Source organism: Variovorax sp. TBS-050B (genome assembly GCF_029893635.1).
GTDB lineage: Bacteria > Pseudomonadota > Gammaproteobacteria > Burkholderiales > Burkholderiaceae_C > Variovorax.
This window is the reverse complement of the sequence record NZ_JARXYR010000002.1, coordinates 1,506,219-1,525,963: the sequence shown is the minus strand read 5'-3', so window position 1 is coordinate 1,525,963 and position 19,745 is coordinate 1,506,219. Positions and strand designations below refer to the sequence as shown.

Annotated in this window: 17 protein-coding genes, 1 tRNA gene and 1 pseudogene; 10 read left to right on the top strand and 9 right to left on the bottom strand. The window is 70.2% G+C overall.

From position 1 onward, the window contains the following. Window positions 1-17 precede the first annotated feature (17 nt). Window positions 18-2,012: an acetoacetate--CoA ligase gene (locus tag M2165_RS10340; RefSeq protein ID WP_280814559.1), complete on the bottom strand. Its 1,995-nt coding sequence runs from the start codon at window positions 2,010-2,012 to the stop codon at window positions 18-20. Window positions 2,013-2,110: 98 nt separating this feature from the next. Between M2165_RS10340 and M2165_RS10335 the strand changes: the two genes are divergently transcribed. The 7 genes from M2165_RS10335 to fahA all read left to right on the top strand — a co-directional run bounded on the left by M2165_RS10335 (window position 2,111) and on the right by fahA (window position 8,504). Beyond that, a complete protein-coding gene (locus M2165_RS10335) occupies window positions 2,111-2,848 on the top strand; it encodes a TetR/AcrR family transcriptional regulator (RefSeq protein ID WP_280814558.1) in 738 nt (245 codons plus the stop codon). Then, the gene (locus tag M2165_RS10330; RefSeq protein WP_280814557.1) at window positions 2,845-3,795 is read left to right on the top strand and encodes an ABC transporter substrate-binding protein; all 951 of its coding nucleotides are present in this window, start codon (window positions 2,845-2,847) and stop codon (window positions 3,793-3,795) included. Before M2165_RS10335 ends, M2165_RS10330 begins: the two co-directional genes overlap by 4 nt. Then, on the top strand, window positions 3,792-4,574 hold the full coding sequence (locus M2165_RS10325) for an ABC transporter ATP-binding protein (protein ID WP_280814556.1): 783 nt from the start codon (window positions 3,792-3,794) through the stop codon (window positions 4,572-4,574). The genes M2165_RS10330 and M2165_RS10325 overlap by 4 nt, the downstream gene beginning before the upstream one ends. Beyond that, window positions 4,567-5,421: an ABC transporter permease subunit gene (locus M2165_RS10320; protein ID WP_280814555.1), complete on the top strand. Its 855-nt coding sequence runs from the start codon at window positions 4,567-4,569 to the stop codon at window positions 5,419-5,421. Before M2165_RS10325 ends, M2165_RS10320 begins: the two co-directional genes overlap by 8 nt. Continuing rightward, a complete protein-coding gene (locus M2165_RS10315) occupies window positions 5,418-6,197 on the top strand; it encodes an ABC transporter permease (RefSeq protein ID WP_280814554.1) in 780 nt (259 codons plus the stop codon). The genes M2165_RS10320 and M2165_RS10315 overlap by 4 nt, the downstream gene beginning before the upstream one ends. A gap of 153 nt (window positions 6,198-6,350) precedes the next feature. Then, a complete protein-coding gene (locus M2165_RS10310) occupies window positions 6,351-7,157 on the top strand; it encodes a cyclase family protein (protein ID WP_280814553.1) in 807 nt (268 codons plus the stop codon). A 24-nt stretch (window positions 7,158-7,181) separates the two neighbouring features. Next, window positions 7,182-8,504, top strand: coding sequence for a fumarylacetoacetase (fahA, locus tag M2165_RS10305; RefSeq protein ID WP_280814552.1), 1,323 nt, complete (start codon window positions 7,182-7,184; stop codon window positions 8,502-8,504). A 72-nt stretch (window positions 8,505-8,576) separates the two neighbouring features. Here fahA and M2165_RS10300 read toward each other — a convergent pair. From M2165_RS10300 to M2165_RS10290, 3 genes and pseudogenes are all read right to left on the bottom strand, one after another. Continuing rightward, window positions 8,577-8,652 (bottom strand) — tRNA-Gly (locus M2165_RS10300). A gap of 55 nt (window positions 8,653-8,707) precedes the next feature. Beyond that, window positions 8,708-9,614: pseudogene (locus M2165_RS10295) on the bottom strand (NAD(P)/FAD-dependent oxidoreductase). Then, entirely contained in the window at window positions 9,604-10,065 is a 462-nt protein-coding gene (locus tag M2165_RS10290) for an Rrf2 family transcriptional regulator (protein WP_280814551.1), read from the bottom strand. Before M2165_RS10290 ends, M2165_RS10295 begins: the two are co-directional and overlap by 11 nt. 115 nt (window positions 10,066-10,180) lie before the next feature. Here M2165_RS10290 and M2165_RS10285 point away from each other — a divergent pair, with 115 nt between their 5' ends. The 3 genes from M2165_RS10285 (at window position 10,181) to M2165_RS10275 (ending at window position 13,187) form a co-directional block, all read left to right on the top strand. Next, entirely contained in the window at window positions 10,181-11,341 is a 1,161-nt protein-coding gene (locus M2165_RS10285) for a helix-turn-helix domain-containing protein (RefSeq protein WP_280814550.1), read from the top strand. 120 nt (window positions 11,342-11,461) lie between these two features. After that, window positions 11,462-12,490 (top strand): dienelactone hydrolase, encoded by a 1,029-nt coding sequence (locus tag M2165_RS10280; protein WP_280814549.1) that lies wholly within the window; start codon window positions 11,462-11,464, stop codon window positions 12,488-12,490. Between the two features lie 169 nt (window positions 12,491-12,659). Continuing rightward, a complete protein-coding gene (locus M2165_RS10275) occupies window positions 12,660-13,187 on the top strand; it encodes an adhesin (RefSeq protein WP_280814548.1) in 528 nt (175 codons plus the stop codon). A gap of 67 nt (window positions 13,188-13,254) precedes the next feature. Here M2165_RS10275 and M2165_RS10270 read toward each other — a convergent pair whose 3' ends face one another. The 5 genes from M2165_RS10270 to M2165_RS10250 all read right to left on the bottom strand — a co-directional run bounded on the left by M2165_RS10270 (window position 13,255) and on the right by M2165_RS10250 (window position 19,729). After that, a complete protein-coding gene (locus tag M2165_RS10270) occupies window positions 13,255-13,701 on the bottom strand; it encodes a MaoC family dehydratase (protein ID WP_280814547.1) in 447 nt (148 codons plus the stop codon). Window positions 13,702-13,977: 276 nt separating this feature from the next. Continuing rightward, entirely contained in the window at window positions 13,978-15,264 is a 1,287-nt protein-coding gene (gene boxA / locus M2165_RS10265; protein WP_280814546.1) for a benzoyl-CoA 2,3-epoxidase subunit BoxA, read from the bottom strand. Window positions 15,265-15,385: 121 nt separating this feature from the next. Beyond that, the gene (gene boxB / locus M2165_RS10260; protein ID WP_280814545.1) at window positions 15,386-16,813 is read right to left on the bottom strand and encodes a benzoyl-CoA 2,3-epoxidase subunit BoxB; all 1,428 of its coding nucleotides are present in this window, start codon (window positions 16,811-16,813) and stop codon (window positions 15,386-15,388) included. A gap of 154 nt (window positions 16,814-16,967) precedes the next feature. Next, window positions 16,968-18,644 carry a 2,3-epoxybenzoyl-CoA dihydrolase gene (gene boxC, locus M2165_RS10255; protein ID WP_280814544.1) on the bottom strand — a complete coding sequence of 559 codons (1,677 nt, stop codon included), beginning with the start codon at window positions 18,642-18,644 and terminating at the stop codon, window positions 16,968-16,970. Window positions 18,645-18,787: 143 nt separating this feature from the next. Beyond that, a complete protein-coding gene (locus tag M2165_RS10250) occupies window positions 18,788-19,729 on the bottom strand; it encodes a helix-turn-helix transcriptional regulator (protein WP_280814543.1) in 942 nt (313 codons plus the stop codon). Window positions 19,730-19,745 lie beyond the last annotated feature (16 nt).

Genomic DNA, 19,745 nt, shown 5'->3' with positions numbered 1-19,745 from the left:
CACGCGGCGCCGCGGCCTCAGGCGGACGCGCGCTGCGCCGCGAAGGCCACGAACCAGTCGAGCGAAGCCGGGTTGGCCATGGCCTCGCGGTTCACCACCTTCTCGACCGGCTGGCCGAGCAGCAGCTTCTTGATCGGCAGCTCCTGCTTCTTGCCCGAAAGCGTGCGCGGTATCTCGGCGACCTGGAACACGTCGTTGGGCAAGAAGCGCGGCGAGAGCGAGGTCTTGATCGCGCCGTCGATCTTCGCGCGCATCGCGGCGTCGAGCGTCACGCCGGGGCGCAGCACGACGAAGAGCGGCATGTAGCTCTCGCGGCCGAGGTATTCGAGGTCGACCACCATCGCATCGAGCACTTCGGGCAGCGCCTCGACGGCGCTGTAGATCTCGCTCGTGCCCATGCGCAGGCCCTGGCGGTTGATGGTGGCGTCGCTGCGGCCGTAGATGACGCAGCCGCCATCCGCGCCGATCCGGATCCAGTCGCCGTGGCGCCACACGCCGGGATAGGTATCGAAGTAGCTCGACAGGTAGCGTGCGTTGCCTTCGTCGCCCCAGAAGCAGAGCGGCATCGAGGGAATGGGCTGCGTGCAGACCAGCTCGCCGACCTCGCCGATGACGGACTCGCCCGCCTCGTTCCAGGCTTCGACCGCGTGGCCGAGTTCGCGGCACTGCATCTGGCCGGGCACTTCGGGCAGCTCGCGGTTGCCGCCGATGAAGGCGCCGCAGAAGTCGGTGCCGCCCGAGATGTTGCACCACCAGACCTCCGGCGCGCCCGCATCGAGGATCTGCTGCGAGCCCCAGCGCTGCACCTCCTCCGAGAGCGGCGAGCCGGTGCTGCCGAGCGCGCGCACGCGCGAGAGATCGCCGCAGTCGGCAGCCACCACGCCGGCCTTCATGCAGTTGGTGAAGTAGGCCGCGCCCGCGCCGAAGAAGGTGATGCGGTGCTTCGCGGCGAAGCGCCAGAGCACGGCCCAGTCGGGCTTCTCCTTGCTGCCCGCGGGATGGCCGTCGTAGATGACGATGGTCGCGCCGAAGGCCAGGCCCGCCATCTGGCAGTTCCACATGACCCAGCCGGTGGAGCTGTACCAGTGGAAGCGCTCGCCGAAGTTGTTGGCGCCGTAGCTCGCGCCGACGTCGTTGTGCAGCCCGCAGGCGTACATCGTGAGGATGATGCCGCCCTGCCCGTGCACGATGGGCTTGGGCAGGCCGGTGGTGCCGCTCGAATAGACGATCCAGATCGGATGGTCGAAGGGCAGCCATTCGGGTTCGAAGGCCGCGACCGCGGCGTCGTCGCGCGCGATGGCCCCGAGCCAGTCGGCCTCGGCATCGAGCCTGCGCGCCGCATGCGGCGTGCGCAGCAGCAGCAGCTTCTGCACGCTCGGCAGCGCATCGCGCAGCCCCTGCACCACCGCGCTGCGGTCGATCGGCTTGCCGCCGTAGTGCACGCCGTCCGCGGCGATCAGCAGCTTCGGCTCGATCTGGCGGAAGCGGTCGACCACCGCGGCCGTGCCCATGTCGGGCGCGCACACGCTCCACACCGCGCCGATGCTGGAACAGGCGAGGAAGGCCACCATGGTCTCGGGCACGTTGGGCATGTAGGCGGCCACGCGGTCGCCGCGCTGCACGCCGAGCGCCCGCAGCTCGAGCGCCACCGAAGCGACCTGGCGGCGCAGCTCGGGCCACGACATCTCGCGCACCCGGCCGAGCTCGTCGTCGCTCACGATCGCCGGCATGCCCGCCGCATGCGCGGCCTCGGCATGGCGCAGCACCTCGCGCACGTAGTTGACCTGCGCGCCCGGGAACCACTTCGCGCCCGGCATGCGCGCCTCGGCCAGCACCGCGGTGTGCGGCGTGGGCGAGCGCATGCCCATGTAGTCCCAGATGCTCTGCCAGAACGCATCGAGCTCGGTGACGGACCAGCGCCAGAGCGCGTCGTAGCTGTCGAACGACAGGCCGCGGTTGTCGCGCAGCCAGTCCTGGTAGAGGCGGATCTGGGGAATGTTGGGGGCGGGCATGACGCGAGCGTAATGCCGCCCCCGCTCGCACTCAATCGGGATCGGCTCAGGGTTTGTACGTGTGTTCAATGGTTTTGTACAAGCGTTCAATGCGGCGCATGAATGCCAGTGTTCCCGCGAGCCGGCGCAGCAGCCGCCGCACGGCACCCGCCGCCGCCAGCACCACCGAAGCGGTCCGGCCCGACCGGCGGCAGGCGATCCTGCTGGCGGCCGAGAAGCTCTTCGCGCAGCACGGCTACCACGCGGTCACGATCCGCCAGATCGCCGAGGAGGCCGGCGTGCCGCTCGCGCTCGTGGGCTACTACTTCGGGCCCAAGCACGAGCTCTTCCATGCGATCTTCGAACACTGGAGCCACAGCATCGAGGAGCGGCTCGCGGGCCTTGCGGCGGTCGACAACGATCCGGACGATGCGCGCACCCTGCCGCGCATCATCGAGGCCTTCACCGCGCCGGTGCTGGCGCTGCGCGCGAGCGCCGAGGGCGAGTACTACGCGCTCCTGGTGGCGCGCGAGCTCTACCACGCGACGGAAGAGGCCGACCGCGTGCTGCGCGGCTACTTCGATCCGCTCGCCGAGGCCTACATCGACGCGCTGCACATCGCGCTGCCGCATGCCACGCGCGGCCAGGCCGCCTGGGGCTACCAGTTCGCGCTCGGCGCGCTGCTGCACCACCTGAACGACAGCCGCATCGAAAGGCTCTCGCGCGGCGAGAACCGGCGCAGCGACCCGGCCGTGGCGCCGATGCTCGTGAACTTCATCGTGGGCGGGCTGCGCGCGGCGCTGCCGAAGCCCCGGACCCCGCAGAAGAAAACCACCTCCAGGAGACAGAAGACATGATGAAACGACGCACCCTGCTGTCGGCGCTGGCCGCCGCATCGGCTGCTGCCGCCGCACTGCCCGCGCGCGCGCAGGCGCCGCATCCGAAGATCGTGTTCGGCTACACGGCCGTCTCGGACTTTGCCTCGGTCTTCGTGGCGGCCGAGGAGGGCTATTTCAAGAAGCGCAGCCTGGAGGTGGAGCTCAAGTTCATTCCGCTCAACTCGACCATTCCCGCGGCGCTGCAGTCCGATTCGCTGCAGATCGGCGGGCCCACGCCCTCGGTGTTCCTGCAGGCGGTGGACGGCGGGCTCGACCTGGTGCTGGTGGCCGGCGGCGGGCTCACCTCGAAGACCATCACCGGCTTCGGCCTGGTGGCGCGCGCGGGCTCGGGCATCAAGAACGCGCAGGACTGCGTGGGCAAGAAGATCGGCGTGCCGGGCCTGGGCGCCTTCCTGCACGTGACCTTCCGCGCCTGGCTCAAGGACAGCGGCGTGGACTACCGCAAGGTCAACTTCGTCGAGGCCGCGTTCCCGCAGCATGCCGATCTGCTGCGCGGCGGCTCGGTCGATGCGGTGGTGTCGGCCGACCCGTTCATGAGCCGCATCACCGAGAGCGGCGCGGGCTACGTGGCCTCGTACTACTCGACCTTCCTGCCCGAGAACAACCAGACCATCGTGCACGCGGCCAAGCGCGAGTGGGTGCAGAAGAACCCGGCCGCGGCGCGCGCGTTCCGCGAGTCGCTGGTCGAGGCCGCGGCCTTCATGCAGCAGCCGAAGAACGACGCGAAGGTGCGCGCCGCGATCGGCAAGTACATCAAGCTGCCGCCCGAGGTGCTCGCGAAGATCCAGATCTCGCCGCCCGGCCCCGCGGTGAGCGAGAAGCAGCTCGGCTACTGGGTGGGACTGATGACGGAGCAGGACATGCTCAAGACGCGCGTCGACGTCGCGAAGCTGATCGCGCCGTGAGCGTCGCCGCCGATTTCCTGCGCTTCGACGAGGTCGCGATCCGGCTCGGCGGGCGCGAGATCCTCTCGCCGACGTCCTTCGACGTGGCGCGCGGCGAGTTCGTCTGCATCGTGGGCCCGAGCGGCTGCGGCAAGACCACGCTGCTGCGCGCGGCGAGCGGGCTGGTGGCGCCGGGCGCCGGCGAGGTGCGGCGCAACGGCATGCCGATGAAGGCGCCGTCGCGCGAGGTGGCTTTCGTGTTCCAGGACTACGGCCGCGCGCTGCTGCCCTGGCGCACGGTCGAAGGCAACGTGAGCCTCGCGCTCGAAGCGGCCGGCGTGCTCGCGGCCGCGCGCGCGCCGCGCATCGCCGAGGTGCTCGCCAAGGTCGGGCTCGCGAAGCATGCGCAGAAGTTTCCGGTGCAGCTGTCGGGCGGCATGCAGCAGCGCGCGCAGATCGCCCGCTGCCTGGCGCAGAAGCCCGAGCTGATGATGATGGACGAGCCCTTCGGCGCGCTGGATGCGCTCACGCGCCAGAGCCTGCAGGACGAGCTCGCGCGGCTGGTGCGCGACGACGGGCTCACGGTGCTGTTCGTCACGCACGACCTGGAGGAAGCGATCTACCTCGGCGACCGCGTGATTGCGCTGCAGGCGAATCCGGGGCCCGGGCGACCGAGCCTGGCGCGCATGATCGAGGTGAAGATCCCGCGTCCGCGCGACCAGCTCACGACCAAGGAGCATCCGGAGTATCTGCGGCTGCGGCGAGAACTCTTTGCCTTCATCGAGCAGAGCCATGATTAGGCGCTCCCCCAGGCTTCGCGCACTGCGTGTCGCTCCGCCAACCCCCTCGCCGGGGGCAACACCGGCGGCCCGGCCAAGCCGATTCCGCGGTGTTTCGCGCGTGGTCCGTCCGCTGGTCCTGCCGCTTGTCCTGATTGCGCTCTTCGAGTGCTACGCGCGCCGTGCCGCGGCGCTCGGCAGCGATGCGCTGGCGCCGCCGAGCGCGGCGGCGAAGGCTTTCGCGGGCGCGGCGCTCGACGGGTCGCTGTGGCAGGCCACGGGATTCACGCTCGGCACGGCGGCGCTGGGGCTGCTGATCGGCGCGGTGCTCGGCATGGCGCTGGGCATCGCGCTCGGGCTCTCGCGGCGCGCGGCGCAGCTCGGCGCGCTGTCGATCGAGGTGCTGCGCCCGGTGCCCTCGGTGGCGCTGATTCCACTCGCGATGCTGGCCTTCGGCTTCGGCGTGCGCATGGAGGTCGCGATCGTCGCCTTCGCCACCTTCTGGCCGCTGCTGGTGCTGGTGCAGTCGGCGGTGCAGCAGGTGGAGCCGCGGCTGCTCGAACTGAGCCGCGTGCTGCAGCTCTCGGCGCGCGACCGCGCCTTCAAGATCGTGCTGCCGGCGATCGTGCCGCGGCTCTTCGTGGCGCTGCGGCTCGGCGTGGCGGTGGCGCTGGTGGTGGCCGTGACGGTGGAGATCGCGGCCAATCCGCACGGCATGGGCTACGCGATGATGATCGCGCAGCAGAGCTTCGACCCGGCGCTGATGCTCGCCTGGCTGGGCTGGATCGGCGTGGTGGGCTTTGCGGTCAACGCGGGCATGTTGGGGCTGCAGCGCGCGGTCGCGCGGCGCATGGGGGTGCTGCCATGACGCGCCGCACCGCGGGGGACTGGCTCGGTTCGCTCGCCGTCTTCGGCGCGCTGGTCGCGCTGTGGTGGGCCGCGAGCCATGCGGGCTGGGTGAGCCGGGTGTTCCTGCCCACGCCCGAGGCCACGCTCGCGAGCCTGCGCGAAGGGCTCGGCCTGGCCGGCGGCTCGGACCAGGGCGAACTGCTCGGCTTCACGCAGGCCACCGTCGGGCGCATGGTGCAGGGCTGGCTGCTCGCCTCGCTCTTCGGCGTGCTGCTGGGCGCGGCGATCGGCGTGTCGCCCGCGGTGCGCGCCTGGGTGCAGCCGACGCTCGAATTCGTGCGGCCGCTGCCCGCGTCGGCACTGCTGCCGCTCGCGATCTCGGTGTTCGGCCTCAACCCGGGCATGGTGCTGTTCGTGGTGGCCTTCGGCGCGATGTGGCCGGTGCTGCTGGCAACCGTGCACGGCTTCGCGGCCGTGGAGCCGCGGCTCGCGGAAGTCGCGCGCTGCCTGCAGATGTCGCGCGCCGCCTTCGTCTGGAAGATGGGCCTGCCCAATGCCCTGCCCGACATCCTCGCCGGCATGCGGCTCGCGCTGACCATCGCGCTCATCGTCGCGGTGGTCGGCGAGATGATCGCCTCGCAGAGCGGCCTGGGCCAGGCCATCCTGCTCGCGGCGCGGGCCTTTCGGGCGAGCGACCTCTTCGCGGGGATCGTGCTGCTGGGGCTGATCGGCTTCCTGAGCAATGCCTTGCTGGCTTTTGCGGAACACAGGCTGCTGCGATGGCAACGGCCCTGAAAGCGGACTTCCGAACGCAGAAGTCGCAAAGGTTTCGCAGAGGACGCAGAAGAAAAACCAAATTTTTGAGTTGAATTTTTTGCGCCTTCTGCGAAACCTTCGCGCCCTCTGCGTTCTGCCCCCGTATTCACTCGACCTGACAAGGAGCCCCTCATGCCACGCAAATTCGTCGACCTTTCGATCTTTCTGGAGAACGACGTGCTCTCCGATCCGCCCGCCTTCGCGCCGAAGATCCAGTACTTCACGCATGAACAGACCTACGAGCAGATCGAGCCCTTTTTTCCGGGCCTGAAGAAGGAAGACCTGCCCGACGGCGAAGGCTGGGCGGTGGAGCTGGTGCAGCTGTCCACGCACAACGGCACGCACCTCGATGCGCCCTACCACTTCCATTCGACGATGGACAAGGCGCTGGGCGAGAAGAAGCCGGCGATCGCGATCCACGACGTGCCGCTCGAATGGTGCTTCCAGCCCGGGGTGAAGCTCGACTTCCGGCACTTCGCCGACGGCTACGTGGTGACCGCGGCCGACGTCGAGGCCGAGCTGAAGCGCATCGGCCACACGCTGAGCCCGCTGGAGATCGTGGTGGTGAACACGCGCGCGGGCGCGCGCTACGGGCATGCCGACTACGTCTCGGCCGGCGCGGGCATGGGCTACGAAGCGACGATGTACCTGCTGGAGCGCGGCGTGCGCCTCACGGGCACCGACGCCTGGAGCTGGGACGCGCCCTTCGTCCACACCGCGAAGAAGTACGGCGAGACGCAGGACGCCTCGCTGATCTGGGAAGGCCACAAGGCCGGCCGCGACATCGGCTACTGCCACATCGAGAAGCTGCACAACCTGGAGGCGCTGCCGCCCACGGGCTTCTTCATCAGCTGCTTTCCGCACAAGATCCGCGGCGCATCGGCCGGCTGGACGCGCGCGGTGGCGATCTTCGACGATGCGCTGATGGCCTCGCGCTGAACAAAACGACGAGGGCCAGGACCGATGATCGCCTTGAACCACACGCACGATGCCAGCGCGCGCAGCTGGCTCGCCAGCGCCAATGCCGCGGGCGGGGACTTTCCGATCCAGAACCTGCCGCATGCGGTGTTCCGCCGCGCGGGCCACAGCGAGCCGTTCCGCGGCGGCATCGCGATCGGCGACCAGGTGCTCGACCTCGCGGCGCTCGCGGCGCGCCCGCTGCTCGAGGGGCTGGCGCTCGATGCGGCACGCGCGGCCGCGCTGCCCGCGCTGAACGATTTCTTCGCGCTCGGCGGCCGTGCCTGGCAGGCGCTGCGCCATGCCGTCTTCGCGCTGCTGCGCGACGATGCGCCGGCCGCCACCGTCGAGGCGCTGCGCCAATGCCTGGTGCCGCAGGCCGAGGTGGAATACACGGTGCCCGCGCGCATCGGCGACTACACCGACTTCTACACCTCGATCGACCACGCGCTCAACATCAGCCGGCTCATGAACCCGGACGGCGACGTGACGCCGAACTTCCGCTGGATACCCACGGCCTACCACGGCCGCGTCTCGACCATCGGCGTGAGCGGCCAGCGCTTCCACCGCCCGATGGGCCAGACCCTGGCGCCGGGCGCGAAGGCGCCGACCTTCCATGCCTGCGCGCGGCTCGACTACGAACTCGAGCTCGGCATCTGGATCGGCGCGGGCAACGCGGCCGGCGCGCCGATCCCGCTCGCGCAGGCCGAGGACCACATCTTCGGCATCTGCCTGCTCAACGACTGGTCGGCGCGCGACATCCAGTTCTGGGAGATGGCGCCGCTCGGGCCCTTTCTCGCGAAGAACTTCGCGACCACGATCTCGCCCTGGATCGTGACGATGGAAGCGCTCGCGCCCTACCGCCTGCCGTGGACGCGCCCGGCCGCCGAGCCCCAGCCGCTGGCCTATCTGGAAGACCCGGGCAACCGCGAGGGCGGCGCGATCGACATCCGGCTCGAAGTCTGGCTCGAAAGCGAGCAGGCGCGCCGCGGCGGCCACGGCGCCTCGCGGCTCTCGCGCACGAGCTTCCGGCACCAGTACTGGAGCGTGGCGCAGATGGTGGCGCACCACACCGTGGGCGGATGCCAACTCAACCCGGGCGACCTGTTCGGCAGCGGCACCATCTCGGGCCCGGGGCCCGGCGAGGCCGGCGCGATCATCGAGCTGACGCGCGCGGCGCAAAGCCCGGTGACGCTGTCGCACGGCGAGCGGCGCGGCTTCCTCGAAGACGGCGACGCGGTGTTGCTGCGCGGCTGGTGCGAAAAGCCCGGGCATGCGCGCATCGGTTTCGGCGAAAGCCGCGGCACGGTGCTGCCCGCCATCGGCTGAACGGCGAACGAACGAAGCATCGGCGCCGCAAAAGCAAAAGGCCACCGCAGGGGTGGCCTTTTGCATGAAATGTGGAGCGGGAAAAGAGTCTCGAACTCTCGACCTCAACCTTGGCAAGGTTGCGCTCTACCAACTGAGCTATTCCCGCATTTCGAGCCCCAGATTATAGCCCGATTTTCGGGCCGTTTTTTCCGGCCCCGATCTCAGCCGCCGAACACCGACGCCCGGTGCAGCGACACGCCCGCCATCACGCCGTCGGCCGAGGCCAGCGTGGCATTGTGGAAGGCCATGGCCGCGTCGCCGGCCGCGAACACGCCGGGCACGGTGGTCATCTTCATCGCGTCGGTGCGGATCACCGGGCCGAAGCCGCCCGCGTCGATGGCGCAGCCGAGCTGCTCGGCCAGCGGGCTCGCGAGCCGGGTGCGCGGCACGAGGAACATCGCGTCGAGCGGCACGCGCCGGCCGTCCTCGAAGCGCACGCTCGACAGTTCCGTGGGCGAAGGGCCTTCGAGCGCCGCGATGCGGCCGGGCTCGATCGCCACGCCGCGCGCTTCGAGCCGTGCGCGGGTCTCGTCGTCCGGGCCGCTGCCGCCGTTCAGGAAGAGCGTGGCCGGCCCCCATTCGGTGAACAGGATCGCGTGGTCCGGCGCATGCGGCGGCTCGATCAGCACGCCGAGCTTGCGGCCGCTGACCTCGTAGCCGTGGCAGTACGGGCAGTGCAGCACGCTCCGGCCCCAGCGCTCGCGCACGCCCGCGATGTCCGGAAAGCCGTCCTCGACGCCGAAGGCCAGCACGATGCGCGCGGCCGACAGCAGCTGCCCGTCGTCCAGCCGCGCGACGAAGCCGCCGTCGCCCTCGGCCCGGGCCTCCGCCACGCGGCCCGCGATGAAGTGCGCGGTGGGATACGCGAGCACCTTCGCGCGCGCATTGGCGATCATGTCGAGCGGCGGCGTGCCGTCCTGGCCGAAGAAAGCCATGCGAGGCGGCGGCAAAACGGTTGCGCGGCGCGCCCGCGTCGACGATGCAGACCTTGCGCCGCGCACGCGCGAGCTGCAGGGCAGCGGAGAGGCCGGCAAAGCTGCCGCCCACGATCAGAGCGTCATATCGCATGTTCGATGTCCTTGATGGTGAAGCCGCCGCCCGTCATGCGGCGATGGAAGTCCCTGGCCAGATCGGCCAGCGTGATGCCGTGGAAACGTTCGAGCAGCAGCGCCTCGGCGTCCCGGCAGGCGCCGTCGAGCGCCGCGTTCACCGCCTGTTCGACGATGCAGCCGGGGCTTTCGGTGCGGTTGCCGAAGGCCAGCAGCGCGGGCGAGCCGACCGCCTGGTGGATGTCGCCGAGCGTCACCGCGTCGAGCGGGCACGACAGCACCCAGCCGCCGCCATGCCCCTTGGCCGAGCTGACGAAGCCCGCCTGGCGCAGGCCCGCCATGACGCGGCGCACCACCACGGGGTGGGTGTGCATCGCTGCCGCGAGCGACTCGGAAGTCGCGGGGCCGCCCTGTTCCGCCATGTGCAGCAGCACATGGAGGACGCCGGAAAGTCTGCTGTCTCTTTTCATGCAACATTATTAGTTGCGTGAAAATCGGATTGCCGGACGGGTCCGTCTTGACCCTGCGCCCGACGCGGTCGTCGGCGCCTTTGCCTGTTATCGTCGCGCGCTCGCCGTCGACCGCATGTCCGCCGCCCTGCTCCCGTCCGTTTTCGATGCCGCCCTGCGCGGCGTGGTGATCGCGCTGCTGCTGCTGCTCGCGGCGGTGCTGGGCCGCGACCGGCCCGGCCTGCCCGCCGCGCGCGCCGGCATCGCGCTGGCGCTCGGGCAGTGCGTGCAGCTCGTCGCTTCCGCGCCGCTCTTCGAGGCCGAGGTGCCGAGGCTCTGGCAGGCGCCGCTCGTCGCGGTGTCGGTCGGCAACGCGGTGCTGTTCTGGGTGTTCGCGCAGGCGCTGTTCGACGACGAGTTCCGTCCGCGCCCCGTGCACCGGGCGATCTGGGCCGCGGTGGCGGCGCTGGCGCTGGTCCATTGCGCGATGCCGGACGGCGCGGGCGGGCCGCTCGCCGCGGTCGTGCTCGGGCTACAGCGCGCGGTGCCGCTGGTGTTCGCGGTGCTGGCGGCGCTGGCCGCGGCCTCGCACTGGCGCGACGACCTGGTCGAGAAGCGGCGCCGGCTGCGCGTCTACATCGTCGCGACCGGCATCGGCTACAGCCTCGCGATGCTGGCCGTGCGGCTCGCTTCGCCGTCCGGCCGGCTGTCGGGCCTTTCGGCCACGGCCGACGTGGCGATGCTGCTGCTGATCGTCGCGCCGGTTGCCTGGCAGATGGTGCGGCTCGCGCCATCGGAACTGTTCCCGCTGAACACGGTCCCGACGCCGGTGCCCGCAGACGCAGACGCAGACGCAGACGCAGACGCAGACGCAGACGCAGACGCGCCGGCCCCGGTGCCCGCGCCCGATGCCGCAGCGCCGGCCGAGGCCGCGCCCGATCCCGCCGAGGACAGCCTCGCCGACGCCCTGCAGCAGCTGATGGCCGTCGACCGGGTCTACCGCCTCGAAGACCTCGGCATCGCGAGCCTCGCGGCGCGGCTCGGCGTGCCCGAATACCGCCTGCGCCGGCTGATCAACGGGCGGCTCGGGCACCGCAATTTCAGCGCCTTCGTCAACGGCTTCCGCCTCGCGGAGGCGCGCAGCGCGCTGGCCGATCCGGCCCGGCGCGAGCTGCCGGTGCTGACGATCGCGCTCAGCGCCGGCTTCCAGTCGATCGGCCCCTTCAACCGGGCCTTCAAGGCCGCGACCGGGCTCACGCCGACCGAATTCCGCCGGCAGAACCTCGCCGATTCCTGAAATCGGCTGGCCGAACGCCGTTTTCGAAGATTTCGGCAAGACGCGGCGCGCGGCCCGCGGCATCGTGCGGCCTGCCACGGGCAACCGCCCGCGGCGTGCACATGCAAGGAGTTCGATGCGATGCGAGTCTGTCTTTTCTTCGGGTGGCTGGCGCTGCTGATCGCCGGCCCGGCCGGCGCCGCCATGGGCCTGACCCAGCTGCCGGGCGTGGCCGGCGACGGACCGGTGACCCTCTTCTATCCGTCCGACGCTGCCGCCGAGCCGGTCCGGCGCGGGCCCTTCACGCTGCAGGCCGCGCCGCAGGCGGCACCGGTGCGCGGCAACGGCCGCCTGGTCGTGGTCTCGCACGGATCGGGCGGCGCGCCCTGGGTGCATGCGGATCTGGCGCGCGAGCTGGTGGCGGCGGGCTTCGTCGTCGCGATGCCCGAGCACCGCGCCGACAACCAGCGCGACGGCAGCAACCCCGGGCCCGACAGCTGGACCCTGCGGCCGGCCGAGGTGTCGCGCGCGATCGACGCGGTGGCGGGCGATGCGCGCTTCGCGCCGCTGCTCGCGCTCGACCGGGTCGGCATGTACGGCATGTCGGCCGGCGGCCACACGGCGCTGAGCCTCGCCGGCGGCCGCTGGTCGCCGGCCGGCTTCATGCGCCACTGCGAAGCCCACCTGGTGGAAGACTTCCAATCCTGCGTGGGGTTGATCACGCGGCTGACCGGCAGCTGGCTCGACCCCATCCGGCAATGGGCAGCCCTGTTCGTGATCCGCCGCCGCTTCGGCGACGACACGCCGCGCGCGCACCACGATCCGCGCATCGCCGCCGTGGTGGCGGGCGTGCCCTCGGCGGCCGACTTCGACATGGCGTCGCTGGCCACGCCGCGCGTGCCGCTGGCGCTCATCACCGCGCCGGCGGACCGCTGGCTGATTCCGCGCTTCCACAGCGACCGGGTGCTGGCCGCGTGCCTCCCGCGCTGCGAACTGCTGGCCGAGATGCCCGCCGCGGGACATGGCGCACTGCTGTCGCCGCCACCGCCGGGGCTGACGGGCCTGGTCGGCGAACTGCTCGACGACCCGCCCGGCTTCGACCGCCACACGGTGTTACCAGACGTGAACAGGAAGACAACGGCGTTCTTCCGCATGCATCTGCGGCCTTGATGCGGCGGCGGGCTTAACGTTCGACGCCCCGTTTCCGCCGACGGCCGGTTCCCACACGGATGAGCGCCGACGGCGCACATGGCGACAAATGCGGCTGTGGCGAAGGTGGCAACCGAATCGATCGAGCAAGCGGTCGGTTCTTCCACAACTACGAAAGGAATCGTCACCCATGAAGCAGCAACACAACAAGACCATCGTTCTCGGCGCCCTGCTCGCCGGCCTTCTTGCCGCGGGCGGCTTCGCCCAGGCGCAAGGGGTCGGCGTCGGCGTCGGCGTCAACGCCGACGTGAATGCCGCGGGCAGCGCCGGCACCCGCCAGGGCAGCACCGCGGCGGGCACCCATGCGCGCGGCGGCACGACCGCGGGCGCCGCGGCCACCGATGCGACCGGCAATGCGGTCGGCGGCGTGGGCAATGCCGTCGGCGGCGTGCTCGGCGGCGCCACCAACACCGTGAACGGCGCGACCGGCGCCGTGGGCGGCGTGGCGAACACGGCCACCGGCGCGGTCGGTGGTGCGACCCAGGCGGTCGGCGGCGCCACCAATGCCGCGGGCGGCGTGACCAACACCGTGGGCGGCACGCTCAACGGTGCGACCGGCGCCGTCGGTTCCGCGGGCGGGGCGGTGAAGGCACCCGCGGTCGGCGCGAAGGCCGGCGGCAAGGCCCAGGGCTCGGGCGGGGTCGAGATCAAGAAGTAAGCCGGGGCCGGCTTTCGCCGAAGCCCGCAATGCCTGGCGCATTGCGGGCTTTTTCCGTTTTTTGTGCTCAGTTCGCGGCTGCTTCGAGCCTGAAGAGGCTCGTCACTTCCGCGTCGAGCACCATCTGGTCGCGCTGGTTGAAGAGCCGCCAGCGCCACAGCAGGATGCCGAGCGTGGGCCGCTTCCCGGAGCGCCGGACCTCGATCACGTCGGCCACCAGCCGCAAGGCATCGCCCGGCCGCACCGGACTGGGCCAGCGCACGCGTTCGATGCCGGGCGAGGCGAAGGACTCCGAGCCTTCGAGCGCGGCCGCGACGACCAGCCGCATCGCGATCGCACAGGTGTGCCAGCCGCTCGCGATCAGCCCGCCGAAGGCACTGCCGGCCGCGGCCTCGGCGTCGGTGTGGAACCACTGGGGGTCGTAGTCCTTTGCAAAGCGGACGAGCTCCTCCTCGCTCAGCACGTAGGGCCCGGCCTCGATGACCTGCCCGGGATGGAACTCGGCGAACCTCATCCGCCGCAGTCTAGGGCCTGTTCACGCTATGCAAGGGGATCGCGTTGCCCCGCCAAGGGGCTGGATGCAAGGCGCCCGTGCGCAGCAAGGCTCGCGCCTTGCAAGCGCGGGCAACGCCGCAGACGGCCCCTTGGCGGGGCAACCCGGAGGGAAGCTCATCACAGCCCGCCCCTCGGCGTTGCGCTCCTTGTGCGGGCGGACGCCCGCACGGCGTCGCGCGCCTTGATGGGCGGGCTGTGATGACCTTCGCGACCCCTTGCATAGCGTGAACAGGCCCTAGTAAGTTTCGAGGTGCAGCCGGCCTTCGCGCTTCAAGGCGGCGCCGACGGTGTCCCAGTCGAGCCCCGCATCCTTCGCGATGTCGCGCAGCGCGAGCACCACGCCCTCTTCCATGCTCTTGAGGCCGCAGACGTAGAAGTGGCTCGCGCCGTCCTTGAGCAGCGCCGCGAGATCGGCCGCGCGTTCGCGCATCAGGTCCTGCACGTAGCGCTTGGGCTGGCCCGGGGTGCGCGAGAACGCGAGGTTGATGTCGATGAAGTCCTTCGGCAGCGACTGCAGCGGGCCGAAGTACGGCAGCTCCTGCTGCGTGCGCGCACCGAAGAACAGCATCAGCTTGCCGCCCTCGAACTTGCCGCTCTTGCGCAGGCGCCGGCGCCATTCGGTCATGGCACGCATGGGCGCGCTGCCGGTGCCGGTGCAGATCATCACGATGTGCGACTTCGGATGGTTCGGCATCAGGAACGAGGCGCCGAAGGGGCCGACCACCTGCACGGTGTCGCCGACCTGGAGGTCGCAGACGTAGTTGGAGGCGATGCCGCGCACGGGATGGCCCTGGTGGTCCTCGGTCACGCGCTTCACCGTGAGCGAGACGTTGTTGTAGCCGGGGCGCTCGCCGTTGCGCGGGCTGGCCACCGAATACTGGCGCGCATGGTGGCGCTTGCCGAGCGCGTCGGTGCCCGGCGGGATGATGCCGATCGACTGGCCCTCGAGCACCGGGAACGGCACCACGCCGAAGTCGAGCACGATGTGGTGCGTCTCGCTGTCGAAGCCGGCCTCGGTGCAGTTGAAGTTGCCGACCACGGTGGCGGTGGTCGGGCTCTTCGGCGGAAAGAGGTTGGTGTACGCGTGCGCCGCCGACCACGGCGGCACGGTGGCGCCGTACTGCGCGGAATGGAACACCGGCTCGAGCGATTCGACCGCGGCCTGGGCCGACGGCGCGGGCGCGGGCGCGGCCTCGGCCGTCTCGGGTGCATCGGCGGCCACGCCGGCGGCGGCGAGCTCCTCGGGCGAGAGCTCGGCCGGCAGCGACTCCCAGCCGAACTGCGCCTCGATCGAATAGGCGCGCGCGACCGGCACCGTGCGCCAGTTGTCGATCGAGCCCGTGGGGCACGGCGAGATGCAGGCCATGCAGCCGTTGCAGACGTCGGCGCGCACGACATAGTTGTTGTCGTCGTGCGTGATCGCGTTGACGGGGCAGGTCGCCTCGCAGGTGTTGCAGCGGATGCAGATCTCGGGGTCGATCAGGTGCTGCTTGATGACCCCGGCTTCAACGGCCATGTCCATGTTGTTCTCCTAGAGCCCTCCCCCTCTGGGGAGGGTTGGGTGGGGATGCGGCGCTTGTCGTGGTCGCGCTGCATGCCCCCATCCCCGCCTTCCCCCAGCGGGGGAAGGAGCAATACCTACCTCATCCGAAACGCACGTACTCGAAATCAACGGGCTGACGGTTGATGCCCATCACCGGCGGCGCGATCCAGTTGGCGAACTTGCCCGGCTCGACCACGCGGCCCATCAACGATGCCACGAAAGCGAAGTCCTCTGCGCTCGGCAGCCACTCGTCGCGCTTGGCGGCCCATTCGGCCTCGTTGACCACGCGGCCCTCGGGCGACATCTTGATGCCCGCGAGCGCGCCGATCTGGCGGTTGAAGGCCTTGTGCGGCACGACGAGGCGCGTGGGGATGCCGGCCTTCTCGAGCACCTTGTTCCAGCGGCCGACGCCGGCCACCGAGTCCTTGATGAAGTCGTCGCGCAGCACTTCGTTGAGCGCGTTGAGCATCGGCACGTCCTTCTCGACGAGCTGGCCGTCCTTCACTTCGAGCACCTTGTAGGTCTGGCCCTTGAGCACGTGGTCGTCGGTGCGCTTGCCTTCCTCGTAGCGGCCCTTGAGGCCCGAGCTGTAGAAGATGGCGGCGTTGCTCGACTGGTCGGCGCCGAACAGGTCGATGGTCACGCTGTAGTGGAAGTTCAGGTAGCGCTGGATCGTGCCGAGGTCGATCGCGCCGGCGGCGCGCACCTTCTGCGGATCGTCGGTCTTGAGCTCGTTCATCACCTGCGCGGTGCGCGTGAGCACGCGCGAGACGCCGCTCTCGCCCACGAACATGTGGTGCGCTTCCTCCGTGAGCATGAACTTGGTGGTGCGCGCGAGCGGATCGAAGGCGCTCTCGGCCAGCGCCGACAGCTGGAACTTGCCGTCGCGGTCGGTGAAGTAGGTGAACATGAAGAACGCGAGCCAGTCGGGCGTGCGCTCGTTAAAGGCACCGAGGATGCGCGGGTTGTCCTGGTCGCCCGAGGTGCGCTGCAGCAGCGCCTCGGCCTCTTCGCGGCCGTCGCGGCCGAAGTGCTTGTGCAGCAGGTAGACCATGGCCCACAGGTGGCGGCCTTCTTCCACGTTGATCTGGAACAGGTTGCGCAGGTCGTACATCGACGGCGCGGTCAGGCCCAGGTGGCGCTGCTGCTCGACCGAGGCGGGCTCGGTGTCGCCCTGCGTCACGATGATGCGGCGCAGGTTGGCGCGGTGCTCGCCGGGCACGTCCTGCCAGGCCTTCTCGCCCAGGTGGTCGCCGAAGTGGATCTTGCGCTCGGCGTCGCCGGGGTTCAGGAAGATGCCCCAGCGGTAGTCGCGCATCTTCACGTGCCCGAACTGCGCCCAGCCCTGCGGATCGACGCTCACCGCGGTGCGCAGGTAGACCTCGTGGTTGGTCGAGCCCTCGGGGCCGACGTCGTCCCACCAGTTGATGAAGTTCGGCTGCCAGCCCTCGAGCGCGCGCTGCAGCGTGCGGTCTTCGCCGAGGTTGACGTTGTTGGGGATCTTCTCGCTGTAGTTGATCGTGCTCATGATGGGCCTTTCGGTTGCGGGGCGGAGTCAATGCGGGAACCGGACGCGAAGGACGCGAAGGTTGCGCGAAGGACGCAAAAGGAATTCAAAAAAATTTTGGTTTTCTTTCGCGCCCTTCGCGCAACCTTCGCGTCCTCTGCGTCCGGCTGTTCGTTCAAACGCGGTTCAGATCGAACCCGGCCTTCTCGCCGGTGCCGTAGACCTTCAATGCGCCCTTCTCGCCGACGGCGTTGGGCCGGTTGAAGATCCAGTTCTGCCAGGCGGTCAGCCGGCCGAAGATGCGGGTCAGCATGTTCTCGCGGCTCGCGAAGCGCAGGTTGGCTTCGAGGCCGGTGAGCGCGTCGGGCGACATCGCGGCGCGCTCCTCGATGGCGATGCGGATCTCGTCGTCCCAGTCGATGTCGTCGGGCGCGGCGGTCACGAGGCCGAGGCGCAGCGCCTCGTCGGCATCGAGCGGCTTGCCCGCGGCCTCGCGGGCGGCGTCGAGCGGCGCGGCCTCTTCGTAGAAGCGGCGCTGAAGGCGGCTCTGGTCGTTGACCATCGGGAAGAAGCCGAAGTTGAATTCGTTCAGCGTGAGCTTCGGCGCGCGCGCGGCGTCGTCGGGCAGCGCGAGCATGTAAGTGCGGTCGGCCGCGAAGGCGAGTTCGGCGAGCGTGCCGGCAAAGCACGAGCCCGCTTCGACCAGCGCGAACAGGCTGCGCGAGGACACGTCGAGGCGCGCCAGCGTGCGGCGCAGCGCGCCGATGGTTTCGCGCACCAGCCAGTGGTCCTTGTTCGCGAGCATCACGGCGTCCGAGGCGAGCACCGCCTCGGCATCGCCTTCGGTCTTGAGCAGCCAGGTGCCGATGTCGAGCTCGTTGGTGCGCAGGTGCAGGATCGCGTCGTCGAGTTCGCGGCACATCGCAAGCGGCCACCAGGCGGCGCCCGCGGCTTCGATCGCGGCCACGTCCGCAGGCTGCGCGCCGCTCGGCGCCTTCACGGTGAGGGTGGCGGTGCGCTTGCTGCGGTCGATCTGCACGTTGACGTGCGCATAGGCAATGCCGTCCGCGCTTTCCGCACGCTCGATGCGCGTGAGCGCCACGCCCTTGCCGCCCGCGGGGCGGTCGCTGCCGGCGGCGAGCTGCGCAGCGCGTTCCTGCACGGCGGCGGCGAACTGCGCGGGCTTGGCGATCGCGTCGACCAGGCGCCAGTCGACCGCGCGCTGGCCGCGCACGCCTTCGACGCTGGTGCAGAAGATGTCGGCGAGGTCATGGCGCACATGGCGCTTGTCGGTCACGCGCGTGAGGCCGCCGGTGCCGGGCAGCACGCCGAGCAGCGGCACCTCGGGCAGCGACACGGCCGAGGAGCGGTCGTCCACGAGCAGGATCTCGTCGCAGGCGAGCGCGAGTTCGTAGCCGCCGCCCGCGCAGGCGCCGTTGACGGCCGCGATGAACTTCAGGCCCGAGTGCTTCGACGAATCCTCGATGCCATTGCGCGTCTCGTTGGTGAACTTGCAGAAGTTCACCTTCCAGGCATGGCTCGACACGCCGAGCATGAAGATGTTGGCGCCCGAACAGAAGATGCGGTCCTTGCCGCTGGTGACGATCACGCTGCGCACCTCGGGATGCTCGAAGCGCACGCGGTTCAGCGCGTCGTTGAGTTCGATGTCCACGCCCAGGTCGTAGCTGTTGAGCTTGAGCTTGTAGCCGGGTCGGATGCCGCCGTCTTCCGCGATGTCGAGCACGAGGCGCGCGACCGGGCCCTCGACGCTGAGCTTCCAGTGCCTGTATTGCGAGGGTTCGATGCGGTAGTCGACGCGCGGCGGCGCCTGGAGGGTCGTGGTCTCGGTCATGCGGAGGTCTCCTGTGGGGGGCAGATACGCACCGGAAGAATAATGCATTGTCCGGCGTCAATGACATGCATCATGCTGCATACGAACAGGCAAGTCAATGCCTGTTGTGCTTTTTTTCGGATCGAAGACGCGCGGCGCCGGGTTCAGCCCAGGCCCATGGCCTGGCGCGCGGCGGCGCGCAGCGCCTGGAAACTCTGGGCCAGGCTCTTGCCGCTGGTGTCCACCGACAGGTCGGCCTTCGAATAGAAGGCGGCGCGGCCGTTGAGGATGCGCCGCAGGTCTTCCATCGCCTCCCTGCTGGCCGCCATCGGGCGGGTGTCGCCCTGCGCGGCCACGCGGCCCATGTGCTCCTCGGGCGAGGCCTGCAGCCAGATGGTGGTGCAGTGCGCGAGCAGCTCGTTGAAGGTGGCCGGGTCGGACACGATGCCGCCGGGCGTGGCGATGACCACCTCGCCATAGATCTGCACCGCTTCCTCGAGCGCGCGCCGCTCGTAGCGCCGGTAGGCATTGGTGCCGTAGAGGTCGTGGATCTCGCGCACGCTGCAGCCCGCGAGCTTCTCGATCTCGCGGCTCAGCTCGACGAAGGGCAGTTCCAGGTCGTCGGCCAGCATCTGCCCGAGCGTGGACTTGCCTGCGCCGCGCAGGCCCACGAGCGCGATGCGCCGCTGCCGCGCCGGGTCGACCGAGGCGGTGCCGAGCAGCTCGCCGAGGGCGATGCGCGCGCGGCGCAGGTCGGCCTCGGAGCGGTTCTCGAGCAGCTCGCGGATCAGCAGCCACTCGGGCGAGCTGGTGGTCACGTCGCCCACCAGTTCCGCGAGCGAGCAATGCAGCGCGCCGGCCACCTGCTGCAGCACCAGGATCGAGGCGTTGCCGATGCCGTACTCGAGGTTGGCCAGATGCCGCTCCGACACGTCGGCCGCCACCGCCACCGCCTTGCGCGTGAGGCCGCGCTGCGCGCGCAGGTTGCGCACGCGCTCGCCCAGCGCCGCCAGCAGCGGATGCTTCGCCTCCCCCGTCGCCGCGGCGCTGCCGGCCTGGTTGCCCCCGGGCACGGTGGCCAGCACCGCGTCTACATGCTCGTTCATGCCATTCCTTGTGAGT

What these genes read in the sequence shown, in the direction of transcription:
- M2165_RS10340 (WP_280814559.1), bottom strand. Translation starts at nt 2,012, where the DNA reads ATGCCCGCCCCCAACATTCCCCAGATCCGCCTCTACCAGGACTGGCTG.
- M2165_RS10335 (WP_280814558.1), top strand. Translation starts at nt 2,111, where the DNA reads ATGAATGCCAGTGTTCCCGCGAGCCGGCGCAGCAGCCGCCGCACGGCA.
- M2165_RS10330 (WP_280814557.1), top strand. Translation starts at nt 2,845, where the DNA reads ATGATGAAACGACGCACCCTGCTGTCGGCGCTGGCCGCCGCATCGGCT.
- M2165_RS10320 (WP_280814555.1), top strand. Translation starts at nt 4,567, where the DNA reads ATGATTAGGCGCTCCCCCAGGCTTCGCGCACTGCGTGTCGCTCCGCCA.
- M2165_RS10315 (WP_280814554.1), top strand. Translation starts at nt 5,418, where the DNA reads ATGACGCGCCGCACCGCGGGGGACTGGCTCGGTTCGCTCGCCGTCTTC.
- M2165_RS10310 (WP_280814553.1), top strand. Translation starts at nt 6,351, where the DNA reads ATGCCACGCAAATTCGTCGACCTTTCGATCTTTCTGGAGAACGACGTG.
- fahA (WP_280814552.1), top strand. Translation starts at nt 7,182, where the DNA reads ATGATCGCCTTGAACCACACGCACGATGCCAGCGCGCGCAGCTGGCTC.
- M2165_RS10290 (WP_280814551.1), bottom strand. Translation starts at nt 10,065, where the DNA reads ATGAAAAGAGACAGCAGACTTTCCGGCGTCCTCCATGTGCTGCTGCAC.
- M2165_RS10285 (WP_280814550.1), top strand. Translation starts at nt 10,181, where the DNA reads ATGTCCGCCGCCCTGCTCCCGTCCGTTTTCGATGCCGCCCTGCGCGGC.
- M2165_RS10280 (WP_280814549.1), top strand. Translation starts at nt 11,462, where the DNA reads ATGCGAGTCTGTCTTTTCTTCGGGTGGCTGGCGCTGCTGATCGCCGGC.
- M2165_RS10275 (WP_280814548.1), top strand. Translation starts at nt 12,660, where the DNA reads ATGAAGCAGCAACACAACAAGACCATCGTTCTCGGCGCCCTGCTCGCC.
- M2165_RS10270 (WP_280814547.1), bottom strand. Translation starts at nt 13,701, where the DNA reads ATGAGGTTCGCCGAGTTCCATCCCGGGCAGGTCATCGAGGCCGGGCCC.
- boxA (WP_280814546.1), bottom strand. Translation starts at nt 15,264, where the DNA reads ATGGACATGGCCGTTGAAGCCGGGGTCATCAAGCAGCACCTGATCGAC.
- boxB (WP_280814545.1), bottom strand. Translation starts at nt 16,813, where the DNA reads ATGAGCACGATCAACTACAGCGAGAAGATCCCCAACAACGTCAACCTC.
- boxC (WP_280814544.1), bottom strand. Translation starts at nt 18,644, where the DNA reads ATGACCGAGACCACGACCCTCCAGGCGCCGCCGCGCGTCGACTACCGC.
- M2165_RS10250 (WP_280814543.1), bottom strand. Translation starts at nt 19,729, where the DNA reads ATGAACGAGCATGTAGACGCGGTGCTGGCCACCGTGCCCGGGGGCAAC.